The sequence below is a fragment of the Arthrobacter sp. 754 genome, from assembly GCF_040548695.1.
Taxonomy (GTDB): domain Bacteria; phylum Actinomycetota; class Actinomycetes; order Actinomycetales; family Micrococcaceae; genus Arthrobacter.
On sequence record NZ_JBEPSC010000007.1, the window covers coordinates 78297 to 90413 of the forward strand.

A 12117-nucleotide genomic window follows, 5' to 3' on the forward strand; every position below is an offset into this window, starting at 1 on the left:
TCCCGGGCACCCTGCCCGGACTGCCAGCTGGCGATCCCGCGCCCGGCGGCTAAACTGTCCCCGTGCCCAGCAACCAGATTCCGCCCGAAGGCCCCACGCCGCCGTCGCGCGGTAAGCTCGCGGAACGGCTGCTGCCGGGCGGGACCGAACCGGATCCGCGTTTCACGCTGGCCAACGAACGCACTTTCCTCGCCTGGATCCGCACCTCGCTGGCGCTGCTCGCGGGAGGCATCGCCATTGAAGCCTTCACCTCGGACCTGTTCGTGGAGCCGGTCCGCAGGGTACTGGCTGTGCTGCTGCTTCTGCTCGGCATGCTGCTGAGCGCCGGCGCAGCGGTGCGCTGGATCCGGGTGGAACGGAGCATGCGCAACAACATCCCGCTGCCGCTGCCGCTGATCGTGCCGCTGTTGGCCGGCGCCGGCGCACTTGCCGCCGCCGTCGTCGTCGTTTCCATTCTCTGGCGCTGAGCGGTGACCACCATCGGGCACCCGGACGGGCAGCACGGGGACCCCGGGCTCCAGCCCGAACGGACTTCGCTGGCCTGGGGCCGCACCATGATGGCGCTGGTCACGGTCAGCGCCATCTTCCTGCGCTGGCTCCCCCACCACGGCCTCCCCATCCTGCTGCTCTTCGCCGTGTCCGCGGGCGCTGCCGCAGCAATCTACCTGACGCAGCGGCGCCGGTACCGCGCCAGCGCGCGGGGAATCAGGCAGGAAAAGGTCGACGCCGACACCTCCGCAGTGCTGTGGACCGCCTTTGCCGGGATCGCCCTGGGGGCACTCGGGATCGCCGTTGTGCTGGCCGCCTAGCTCTTCGGCAAGGTCAGGCCTTCGCCACGTGGAGGGTCTTTGAGGGGCCGCGCAGCACCAGTGCGGTGAAGGCCAAGGCCACCAGCGCGGTGCCCACCAGCAGCAGCAGGCCGATTGAGTAACTGTGGGTGGCGGCGTCGTACGTTGCGCCCATGACCAGGGGCGGGAAGTAGCCGCCCAGGCCGCCGGCTGCGCTGACAACACCGCTGATGCTGCCCACCTTCCCGGGAGGTGCGAGCACGCCCACCCAAGCGAACACCCCTCCGGTCCCCAGGCCCAGCGCGGCCGCCATGGCCACGAACGTCAGTCCGGCGGGGACTTCGCCGTCGGGCTGCAGGTTGACCACCCAGGCGAGGACGGCCACCCCTGCCAGGGAGGCGAGGACCACCGGCCTGGAGCCGAATTTGTCCGCGAGGACGCCACCCACCGGCCGTGCGAGGACTGCCGCCAGCGCGAAGCCCGCCGTGCGGGCGCCGGCGCCGCTGGGATCAAAGCTGTACACATCGCGCAGGTAGGTGGGCAGATATGTGGCGAAGGAGACGAACCCGCCGAAGACGACGGCGTAGAGGAAGCACATCTTCCAGGTGACCGGTGTCTTGGCGGCATCCAGGAGCTTGGGCAGAACCGGAGCGTTGTTGCGGGTCCAGCCCGGGGATTCCTTCATCAGTACCCACACCAGCGCCGCCATCGCGGCAAGGATTCCGGCAATCAGCAGGTGCGTGGGGAAGTATCCGATCCAGGCCACCAGCCGGGGGTTCAGGAAGGCGGCCAGTGCCGTTCCGCCCATGCCTGCGCCGAAGACGCCGGTGGCGAAGCCGCGCCGCGACGGCTCGTACCAGGCGCTGACGAAGGGGATCCCGACGGCAAAGACGGTGCCGGCCACCCCGAGGATGAGGCCCGCCCCGAGCACCAGTGCGTAGGAGTTCAACAGGCCGCCCACGGACACCAGGAGGATCGGCACGATGGCGGCGAGCAGCACGAAGGTGAACATCGCCCGGCCGCCGTACCTGTCGGTCAGGGTACCGACGACGATCCGGCCCAGCGAGCCGACGAACACCGGCATGGCGACCAGCACGCCCGTGGCGCCCGGATTGAGATGGAGGTTCTGGGTATAGAAGGAACCCAGTGTTGCCACCGAGTTCCACGCCCAGAAGCACACGACGGAGGCTGACGTGGCGAGGACAAGATTGCGCGTCCGGCCGGCTGGTCCCGGCGCTGGAGCGGACGGCGCTGAAGCGGCGGATCCGGCCACTGTGTTCCCCTTTTCTCTGTCCGGGTTTCTGTTGTCGGCGGGCATGGCGGTCAGCGGTTCCGGGTGTCCCTGTCGCGGGTCCCGACGGCGGACCAGCCGCGGCGGGCCGCTGTCCCCGTGGTGCGGGCTGCAGCGGCGCCCTCCTTGCGCCTTGTGGGCACCCTGCCGCCCCGGGTCTGTTCCCGGTCACGGGAGCGGTAGACGATGTACGGCCGGAACAGGTAGTGCAGCGGCGCCGTGAAGGCGTGGACCAGCCGGGTGAACGGCCAGATCACGAACAAAGCCATGCCCACCAGGGTGTGCAGGTGGAAGGAGAACGGGACTGCCGCCATCGCCGCGATATCCGGCTGGAAGATGAACAGCGACCGGAACCAGGGCGCCACGGTCTCCCTGTAGTTATGCCCGTGTTCGCCCTCAGAGACGCTGGCCAGAGTTGTCCAGAGCCCGAAAACAATGGCGGCGGTCAGTACTACGTACATCGCCTTGTCGTTTTTGGTGGTGGCCATGAAGACCGGCCCCGTGGTGCGGCGGCGGTAGATCAGCAGGAGGATGCCGCCCAGGGTCCCCACACCGGCAATGCCGCCCACGAACAGGGCGTTGAAGTGGTAGAAGTCCTGGCTCATGCCCACCGCCTGGGTCCACGCCATCGGGATGACGAGGCCGAAGAAGTGCCCGGCGATCACGGCCAGGAGGCCGAAGTGGAAGAGCGGTGAGGCGATCCGCAGCAGCCTGGATTCGTACAGCTGGGAGGACCGGGTGGTCCAGCCGAACTGGTCGTATTTGTACCGCCAGATCAGGCCGCCCACCAGGACCACCACCATGACGTACGGCAGGACGCCCCAGAGGACGGTGTCCCAGGCGGTAAGTTCGACGGCGGTGCCGGGCCCGGTCTCGAAGGTCAGCATTCTCAGGCCCCTTTCACGGGCAGCAGGCGCGGATCGTAAGGGTCCAGCCCCACTGCTTCGGTGGGCGGCCCATAGCCGGCCATCCGCATGACGGCCTGCTCATCCGCCGGCGATTTTCCAGGCAGGCTGTCACAGACGGCCTGCAGGATCCGGGCGTGCGGCAGATCGTCCCGGAGCAACCCGAACCTGAGCATTTCCAGGCTCGCCCGATACCGGATCAGGAGCTCCCGCCCGGCATTCATGTCCACCAGGGCGGCGTACTCCAGGACCATTGGCAGGTAGTCCGGCAGTTCCCCGTGGGTATCCACCAGGATTTCGCTCTGCCGGTAGGTTTTCTTGAAGCTGCCCAGGACTTCGCCGCGGCGCCGGGTGTCGCCGTCCGTCCAGTAGCTCAGGTGCAGCGCGTGGCGGCGGCCAAGATCGAACTCGCGGACGTAATAGGCCTGGATCTCCATCGGCTCCGAAGACTCGAGCAGGTCCAGGACGCCGACGAAATCCCGGGCCGCACCGGGAAACTCAGCCAAACCGGCACGCATGAGCGGGACCCGGCCGATGAGTTCTTCATCGGGGTAGGACAGGCACCAGGCTGCCGCGAGGTAGAGGACCTGTTGGCGGCGGCTCACGGCTGGTCCTCCGCAGCCGCCAGGGTTCCCGGTTCGGGCCCCTTGTCCGGAAAGAGCCCGGCCGGCGCACCTGTGCCGTCCCAGTTGAGCAGGTTCACCCGGCCGCGCAGTGACGTCTCGCCCGGCGCCGAGCCGGAGGTCTGCCGGTCACGGAGGGCGTTGAACGTTTCCACTGCAACGGGGACGGGCCTGCCGCTTGCCTCACCGAACGGGGAGGAATCCTGCATGCCCGGGCCGCCGTCGAAATCCAGTGAGCAGCCCATCTCCTCCAGGTCGTGGGCCTGTTCCACATGGGCTTTGGGGATGACGTAGCGCTCCTCGTACTTCGCGATCGCCATCAGCCGGTACATCTCGTACATCGTCTGGCTGTCCATGCCCACAGCCTCCGGGATGGAGTCGTCGGGGTCGTTGCCCAGGCTGATGCCGCGCATGAAGGAGCGCATCGCGGCGAGCTTCTTCAGCACGGCGGTGACCCGGGCCGCGTCCCCGGCGGTGAACAGCTCCGCGAGGTACTCCACCGGGATCCGCAGCGCGTCGATGGCGCCGAAGAGGTTGCCGTGGTCCTCGCCGTCGTGGCCCTGGTCCCGCAGCAGGTCCACCACCGGCGAGAGCGGCGGGACGTACCAGACCATCGGCATGGTCCGGTATTCCGGGTGGAGCGGCAGGGCCACCTTGTAGACCTTGGCCAGGGCATACACCGGCGAGCGCCGGGCGGCGTCGATCCAGTCCTCGGGGATGTTCTGCGCCCGGGCTTCCGCCTGGACTTCCGGATCGTTGGGATCCAGCAGCACGTCCATCTGGGCGTCGTAGAGCTCCTGCGGGTCGGTGACCGACGCTGCCGCGGTGACGGCGTCGGCGTCGTACAGAAACAGCCCCAGGTACCGCAGCCTGCCCACGCAGGTCTCGGAGCAGACCGTCGGCAGGCCCACCTCCACCCGGGGGTAGCAGAAGGTGCACTTTTCGGCCTTGCCGGTCTTGTGGTTGAAGTAGATCTTCTTGTAGGGGCAGCCGGTGACGCACTGCCGCCAGCCGCGGCACTTGTCCTGGTCCACCAGCACAATGCCGTCCTCCACCCGCTTGTAGATGGCCCCGGAGGGGCAGGAGGCCATGCAGGACGGGTTCAGGCAGTGTTCGCAGATCCGCGGCAGGTAGAACATGAACGTCTGCTCGTAGGCGAACTTGATCTTGTCCTCGGATTCACGCCGGACCTTCTCCACGATCGGGTCCAGGTGTCCGTACTCCGTGGAGCCGCCCAGGTCATCGTCCCAGTTAGCGGACCAGGTGATCTTGGTGTCCTCGCCGGTGATCAATGACTTGGGCCGGGCAACGGGGAAGTCGTCGCCCAGCGGTGCGTCAACCAGCGTTTTGTAGTCGTAGGTCCACGGCTCGTAGTAGTCCTTGAGTTCGGGCTGGACGGGGCTGGCGAAGATCCCGAAGAGTTTCTTCACCCGGCCACCGGCCTTCAGCACCAGCTTGCCGCGCTTGTTCAGCACCCAGCCGCCCTGCCACTTGTCCTGGTCCTCGTAGCGGCGCGGGTACCCCTGGCCGGGACGGGTTTCGACGTTGTTGAACCAGACATATTCGGTGCCCGCACGGTTGGTCCAGGCCTGCTTGCAGGTCACCGAACACGTGTGGCAGCCGATGCATTTGTCCAGGTTCATGACCATGCCCATCTGAGCCATGACACGCATCAGTACTGCACCTCCTGGGAACGACGGCGGACGGTGGCAACCATGTCGCGCTGGTTCCCGGTGGGGCCAAGATAGTTGAACGCGTAGGCCTGCTGGGCGTAGCCGCCGATCAGGTGCGAGGGCTTGACCAGCAGCCGGGTCACGGAGTTGTGGATTCCGCCGCGGCGTCCGGTGGCCTCGGACTTCGGCACGTCAATGGTGCGTTCCTGGGCGTGGTGCACGTAGACAATGCCGGCCGGCATCCGGTGGCTGACGATTGCGCGGGCCACCAGCACGCCGTTGATGTTCAGGCACTCCACCCAGTCGTTGTCCTTGACCTGGATGGACTCCGCGTCCGCGGGGCTCATCCACACTGTCGGCCCGCCGCGGGACAGCGAGAGCATCAGCAGGTTGTCCTGGTATTCGGAGTGGATGGACCACTTGGAGTGCGGCGTCAGGTAGCGGACCACCACCTCAAGCTGCCCGTCCCGGCCGAGTTTGGGCTCGCCGAACAGCCGGTGCATGTCCAGCGGCGGCCTATAGATCGGCAGCCCCTCGCCGATGTCGGTCATCCAGTCGTGGTCGAGGAAGAAGTGCATCCGGCCGGTCAGGGTGTGGAAAGGCTTGAGCCGTTCGATGTTGATGGTGAACGGGGCGTAGCGGCGGCCGCCTGTTTCGGAGCCGGACCATTCCGGCGAGGTGATGACCGGGACCGGGCCGGCCTGGGTCTGGGCGAACGTGATGAACTTTTCCTCGGAGCCCTCGGACAGGTCCGCCAGTTTCCGGCCGGTGCGGATTTCCAGGTCCTTGAAGCCCTGCACGGACAGCGCCCCGTTGGTGGTGCCGGAGAAGGCGAGGATGGCCTCGGCCATTTTCGCATCGGTGTCGATCGCCGGCCGGCCGTCGGCGGCGCCGCCGAGCATCACGCCGTTGGAATGGCTGAGCCTCTCCAGCGGGCCGGCAAGTTTGTAGGTGACGTTCTTGACCGTGAAGCCCAGCCTGTCAGCCAGCGGCCCGACGGCGGCGAGCTTGTCCGCGATGGCCGTGTAGTCCCGCTCCACCACGGAGAAGACGGGCATGTTCTGGCCGGGGACCGCGGGGATGCCGGTTTCCCGCCAGTCCCGGACGATCCCGCCGGGCTGGGCGAGCTGGCCCGGGGTGTCATGCTGCAGCGGCACGCTGACCAGGTCCCGGCGGACGCCCAGGTGGGTTTTGGCCAGCCGGGAGAATTCGCGCGCCAGCAGGTGGAAGGTGTCGAAGTCGGTTTTGGTTTCCCAGGGCGGGTCGATCGCCGGGCTGAAGGCGTGGACGAACGGGTGCATGTCCGTGGAGGACAGGTCATGTTTTTCGTACCAGGTGGCCGCGGGGAATACGACGTCGGACAGCAGCGTGGTGGAGGTCATCCGGAAGTCGGCGGAGACCAGCAGGTCCAGTTTCCCTTCCGGGGCCTGCTCATGCCACTTCACGTGGGTGGGCTTGAGCCCCTCGGCGTGGTCCTGGCCGAGGACGTTGTTGTGGGTCCCCAGCAGGTTCCGCAGGAAGTACTCGTTGCCTTTCGCGGAGGAGCCGAACAGGTTGGAGCGCCAGAGCACCAGGGTCCGCGGCCAGTTTTCCGGGGCGTCCACGTCCTCGATGGCCGGGTTCAGGGTGCGGTTCTTGAGGGCGTCCGCGATGTAGCCGGGGGTGTCCTTCGCGGTTCCGGCGGCGACGGCGGCCTCGGCCTCGTCGGCAAGGTCCAGCGGGTTGCGGTCGAACTGCGGGTAGAACGGCATCCAGCCGAGCCGGGCGGACTGGGCGAGCGCGTCCGCGGTGTGGAGGCCGTCCAGTGCCCCGGTGGAGAGGGGCGATTTCAGGGCGTCGGCGGAGTAGCCGTCCTGCCGCCACTGGTCCGTGTGCATGTACCAGTAACCGGTGCCGATCATGGTCCGGGGAGGCCGTGACCAGTCCAGCGCATTGGCCAGCGACAGCCAGCCGGTGACCGGCCGGGTCTTCTCCTGACCCACATAATGCGCCCAGCCGCCGCCGTTGCGGCCCATGCAGCCGGTCAGCATCACCAGCGCCAGGACGGCCCGGTAGGTGGTGTCGCCGTGGAACCACTGGCAGATCCCGGCGCCCATGATGATCATGGACCGGCCCTTGGACTGCTCGGCGTTCTGGGCGAACTCGCGCGCCACCCGGATGCAGGCCTGCGCCGGAACGCTGGTGATCTCCTCCTGCCAGGCCGGGGTGTAGGGCGTCGCTGCATCGTCGTAGCCGGCAGCCCACTCGCCCGGCAGCCCCTCGCGGCCCACGCCGTACTGGGCCAGCATCAGGTCGAACACGGTGGTCACCAGGTGGCCCTCCACCTCAAGGACAGGCACGCCGCGCCGGAGCACGCTGCCGGTGCCGTCAGCCTGTTCGAAGCACGGAAGCAGGACTTCAGCGCTCTCACCGGAGACTTCACGCAGCGACAGTGCCGGTTCGATCCCCTCGAGGTCCAGGTTCCACTTGCCCTCGCCGCTGCCGGAGTAGCGGAACCCCATGGAGCCGTTCGGCACAGCGGGCCGTCCGGTCTTTTTGTCGAACAGCACGGTGCGGAACGCCGCGTCCTCAGCCCCGGACTCCGCCGGGATGTCCGCGGCGGTGAGGAATTTCGACGGCGTCAGCGCGCCGTCGTCGGTCCTTACCAGCCTGACCAGGAACGGAAGGTCGGTGTACTGGCGGACGTAATCGGAGAAAAAGGGGACATCGCGGTCCACGAAGAACTCTTTCAGCATCACGTGGCCCATGGCCATGGCGAGCGCGGCGTCGGTGCCGGCCTGGGCGGGCAGCCATTCGTCGGCGAACTTGGTGTTGTCCGCGTAGTCCGGGCTGACGGTGACCACCTTGGTGCCACGGTACCGGACCTCGGCCATCCAGTGCGCGTCCGGCGTCCGGGTCACGGGGACGTTGGAGCCCCAGATCATGAGGTAGCGGGCGTCCCACCAGTCGCCGGATTCCGGGACGTCGGTCTGGTCGCCGAAGACCTGCGGGCTGGCCACGGGCAGGTCCGCGTACCAGTCGTAGAAGGACGTCATCACCCCGCCGATCAGCTGGATGAAGCGGGTCCCCACGGCGTGCGAGACCATGGACATTGCCGGGATCGGGGAAAAGCCGGCGCACCGGTCCGGCCCGTAGGTCTTGATGGTGTTCACGTGGGCGGCGGCAGCAATCTCGATCGCTTCCTGCCAGGAGACCCGGACCAGGCCGCCCTTACCGCGGGCCTGCTGGTACCGGCGCCGGCGCTCCGGGTCGGCCGCAATCTCGGCGAAGGCAAGGACCGGGTCGCCGAGCCGGGCCTTCGCCTCGCGGTACATCTCCACCAGCACGCCGCGGGCATAGGGGAAGCGGACGCGCGTGGGTGAGTAGGTGTACCAGGAAAAGGCTGCCCCTCGAGGGCAGCCCCTTGGTTCGTATTCAGGACTGTCGGGGCCCACCGAGGGGTAATCCGTCTGCTGGGATTCCCAGGTGATGATGCCGTCTTTGACGTACACCTTCCAGGAGCAGGAGCCGGTGCAGTTCACCCCGTGCGTGGACCGGACCACCTTGTCATGGCTCCAGCGGTCGCGGTAGAAGATGTCGCCCTTGCGGCCGCCCTCCCGGAATACCGCCCTGCCGTCGTCGGTCTGGTCCCATTTCGTGAAGAAACGGCCCAGCTTCAGCATTGCATCAGAGGCGGGTCCGTCTAACCCCGCGTTGGGTCCAGCAGCCATGGGCCTCACGCTAGGGAGGGGCCCTCCCCACCGCCAGTGCCGGATGGCCCTAGCCAGGCGTCAGAACATCGGCGGTCAGAACATCGGCAGGAAGAACCCCACCACCAGTGCCACGGCACCGATCCCGGTGAGGACACGGCCAAGTACGACGGCGGTGTGCCCCACCGTTTCCGGCGCGGCGGTCTGCCACTGGGTGGGGCGTTTGGGATGGTAGTAGATGGGCAGGGTGTCGCCGACGGCAAGGTTCTTGATGTCGTGGGGGGACATCGGCGCGTGGTGCACCTGGAATTTGCGGTCAAACCAGCGGAAACCCGTGCCGCTGGCGTCTGCGTAGACCACCGCCTCCGCCACAGTCCAGGGGTGCACAAAGCGCCGGAGGATGCCCGCGTAAAAGAGCAGGGCAAGCCCCACAGGAAGGGTCAGCCAGGTCAGCACTTCCAGGATGGGACCTGCCATTTCTAGCGCAGTGGGCATAGTCAAGATGCTACCGGTGGTTGGCCTTGCCCAGGCCTCTGGTGCGTTCCATTGCGGCTCCTTACGCTGAAGGAACCGTTTCGCATAAAAGGGGTAACCATGAACGACGACGACATCCTCGCCCGCATCCAGGCACTGGTTGAAGAAGAGCACCAGCTCCGGGACGCACCCGGGAACAAGGAGCCGGACCACGCCAGGCTCAAGCACGTGGAGGAAAGCCTGGACCAGGCTTGGGACCTGCTCCGCCAACGCCGGGCCAAGATCAAGAGCGGCGAGGACCCGAATGAGGCTGCCGTCCGATCCGTCGACGAAGTGGAGGGGTACCGGCAGTAGCCCCCGGGACACCACGGTGAGCGCCCGTTCACGAACAGGAAACCTACCGGCCGCCCCGGTCCCCGCTTAGCCCACTTTGCCCTTCCGTTTACATTGCCGAAACATAACGGTCACGCGATCTTCACGCAGCAGCGCTTTGCGTAACCTGCCTGCAACTTAGTGCGGCGTTTTCGGAAACACAGGGCCGGGAACATTGATCGAGGGGATTGAGCGGGCCGGCTGGAAGGGTCCCGCCTTCAGGATCAATGAGAAGGGACCCGCCGTGGATATCACTGCGCAACACGTCTGGCTGATGATTTCGGCCGCGATGGTACTGCTGATGACCCCGGGGCTTGGCCTGTTCTACGGCGGCATGACGCGCGCCAAGGCGGCTCTGAACATGATCCTGATGAGCTTCATCTCAGCCGGCATCGTGGGAGTTGTCTGGGTCCTGTGGGGCTACTCCATGACAACAGGCGAGGGCGTGCTCGGCATTTTCGGCAACCCCTTCGCCAACTTCGGGCTGCAGAACCTCATGGGTTCCCCGGACCTTATCAAGGCAGGCTTCAGCGCCACGTTCGCCATTGTCACCGTCGCCCTGATCAGCGGCGCCATCGCGGACCGCGCCAAGTTCGGCGCCTGGGCCGTGTTTGTCCCTGTCTGGGTCACGCTGGTCTACTGCCCGCTGGCCTACATGATCTGGGGCGGCGGGCTTATGAGCGCCGGAGGTGCCATCTCCGAAGTCTTCGGCCAGGTCATTGACTTCGCGGGCGGCGCCGTCGTCGAAATCAGCTCGGGCACCGCGGCACTGGTGCTCGCCGTGATTGTGGGCCAGCGCCACGGCTTCGCGAAGGACCCCAACCACCGCCCCCATAATGTCCCCTTCATCATGCTTGGTGCAGCCATCCTGTGGTTCGGCTGGTTCGGCTTCAACGGCGGCGCCGCCACCACCGCCGAGCAGGCAGGCCTGATCTGGATCAACACGCTGGTGGCTCCGGCCGCGGCCATGCTCAGCTGGCTGGTTACCGAGAAGGTCCGCCACGGGCACCCGACGTCCCTCGGCGCCGCCTCGGGTGTGGTTGCCGGTCTGGTGGCCATCACACCGTCCTGCGCCAACGTCAGCCCGGTGGCCGCAATCGGCCTGGGCTTGGTGGCAGGAGCCGCGTGTGCCGTCTTCGTCGACCTCAAGTACCGTTTCGGGCTTGACGATTCCCTGGACGTGGTGGGGGTCCACCTCGGCGCCGGGCTGATCGGCACGCTTGCCCTGGGCTTTATCGCCCTGCCGGTGGATGGCCAGGGTGGAGGCCTCTTCTACGGCGGCGGTCTCCAGCAACTTATTGCCCAATCAGCCGCCGTCGTGGTCACGGTGCTGCTGTCGGGCCTCGTGACCCTGGTGATCGGCACAGCCATCAACCGGACCATCGGTTTCCGGGTCAGCCATGAGGCCGAGACCATGGGGGTGGACCTCACCCAGCACGCCGAGACGGCCTACGCCTTCGGCGAGATTCTGGCCGGACACTTCACCCCCGCCGCGCGCATTCAGCCGGTGCCGGAACGTGAGGTTCAGTCGGCCAGTATCCGGTAGAGCGCCCGGCGGGTCTCGTCCAGCTTTTCCACTGCTGCAGCCCGCTGCTCTTCAGTGGCGGCTGACCGGAACTGATGAATCACGCCCATGAGCTTTCCGATGCTCTGATGGAGTGCAGGACCCGAACCCTCTGCCTCGTTGTTCCAGGCGTTCTCCAACTGCTCAGCGTGCTCGGCGACGTACGCCTTGCCGGCCTCCGTGAGGGTGAAGTCGGTCCGCCGGCCCTCGCCGATGGGCTCGATCAGCTCCTCATCCACCAGTTGCTGGAGCGTCGGGTAGATGGACCCCGGGCTGGGCCGCCATGACCCGGAGGTCTTTTCGGCAATGGTCTTGATCAGGCCGTACCCGTTGGACGGGGCTTCGGCCAGGAGCGAGAGGATCGCCCACCGGACGTCGCCCCTGCTGGCCCGTCGCGGACCTGGCCCGAAGCCGGGACCGAACCCGGGACCAAAACCTCCGCCCGGCCCGAACCCGCCCGGACCGAAGCCGGGGCCGAACCCTCCACCGCGGTGACCGTGCGGTCCCCGGTGCCCCCGGCCGCGTCCGAAACGTCCGCGCCCGAACTCCGGTCCCAGGTTCTTCTCGTCGTTGATGCCCTTCATGGTGCGTCTTCCTTTCAAACGTGATGGATCCGAGCTGCCGAATCCTGTCGGTGACTTGTTCACCGATACTTAACGATATATCGGTAAGTATCGCCAAGCAAGGGTTCACTTCCGTAGAATTGCGGCTTGGCATCACTTGATCCAACATCTGGAG

General features: G+C 66.9%; 11 protein-coding genes. 4 read left to right on the forward strand and 7 right to left on the reverse strand.

The features are described from left to right. Positions 1-62 precede the first annotated feature (62 nt). Together ABIA70_RS18890 and ABIA70_RS18895 are read left to right on the forward strand one after the other, a co-directional pair. Positions 63-467, forward strand: coding sequence for a YidH family protein (locus tag ABIA70_RS18890; protein WP_354149116.1), 405 nt, complete (start codon positions 63-65; stop codon positions 465-467). A 3-nt stretch (positions 468-470) separates the two neighbouring features. Continuing rightward, a complete protein-coding gene (locus tag ABIA70_RS18895) occupies positions 471-809 on the forward strand; it encodes a DUF202 domain-containing protein (protein ID WP_502917233.1) in 339 nt (112 codons plus the stop codon). A gap of 13 nt (positions 810-822) precedes the next feature. On the opposite strand, the gene ABIA70_RS18900 is transcribed toward ABIA70_RS18895, so the two are convergent. From ABIA70_RS18900 to ABIA70_RS18925, 6 genes are all read right to left on the reverse strand, one after another. Then, positions 823-2106 carry an MFS transporter gene (locus tag ABIA70_RS18900; RefSeq protein ID WP_502917234.1) on the reverse strand — a complete coding sequence of 428 codons (1284 nt, stop codon included), beginning with the start codon at positions 2104-2106 and terminating at the stop codon, positions 823-825. A 5-nt stretch (positions 2107-2111) separates the two neighbouring features. Then, positions 2112-2966 (reverse strand): respiratory nitrate reductase subunit gamma, encoded by an 855-nt coding sequence (narI, locus tag ABIA70_RS18905; protein ID WP_354149118.1) that lies wholly within the window; start codon positions 2964-2966, stop codon positions 2112-2114. 2 nt (positions 2967-2968) lie between these two features. Continuing rightward, positions 2969-3589 (reverse strand): nitrate reductase molybdenum cofactor assembly chaperone, encoded by a 621-nt coding sequence (gene narJ / locus ABIA70_RS18910; RefSeq protein WP_354149119.1) that lies wholly within the window; start codon positions 3587-3589, stop codon positions 2969-2971. Then, positions 3586-5280, reverse strand: a complete 1695-nt coding sequence (gene narH / locus ABIA70_RS18915; RefSeq protein ID WP_354149120.1) for a nitrate reductase subunit beta — start codon at positions 5278-5280, stop codon at positions 3586-3588. The genes narJ and narH overlap by 4 nt, the downstream gene beginning before the upstream one ends. Further along, positions 5280-8990, reverse strand: coding sequence for a nitrate reductase subunit alpha (locus ABIA70_RS18920; protein WP_354149121.1), 3711 nt, complete (start codon positions 8988-8990; stop codon positions 5280-5282). Before ABIA70_RS18920 ends, narH begins: the two co-directional genes overlap by 1 nt. Before the next feature lie 75 nt (positions 8991-9065). Beyond that, entirely contained in the window at positions 9066-9464 is a 399-nt protein-coding gene (locus ABIA70_RS18925) for a DUF3592 domain-containing protein (protein WP_354149122.1), read from the reverse strand. A gap of 99 nt (positions 9465-9563) precedes the next feature. Between ABIA70_RS18925 and ABIA70_RS18930 the strand changes: the two genes are divergently transcribed. Both ABIA70_RS18930 and ABIA70_RS18935 read left to right on the forward strand, forming a co-directional pair. Then, positions 9564-9797: a DUF2630 family protein gene (locus tag ABIA70_RS18930; RefSeq protein ID WP_354149123.1), complete on the forward strand. Its 234-nt coding sequence runs from the start codon at positions 9564-9566 to the stop codon at positions 9795-9797. A 262-nt stretch (positions 9798-10059) separates the two neighbouring features. Further along, positions 10060-11361 carry an ammonium transporter gene (locus ABIA70_RS18935; protein ID WP_354149124.1) on the forward strand — a complete coding sequence of 434 codons (1302 nt, stop codon included), beginning with the start codon at positions 10060-10062 and terminating at the stop codon, positions 11359-11361. Here ABIA70_RS18935 and ABIA70_RS18940 read toward each other — a convergent pair. Then, the gene (locus ABIA70_RS18940) at positions 11340-11963 is read right to left on the reverse strand and encodes a PadR family transcriptional regulator (protein ID WP_354149125.1); all 624 of its coding nucleotides are present in this window, start codon (positions 11961-11963) and stop codon (positions 11340-11342) included. The two genes, ABIA70_RS18935 and ABIA70_RS18940, sit on opposite strands and share 22 nt — an antisense overlap. Between the last annotated feature and the right edge of the window lie 154 nt (positions 11964-12117).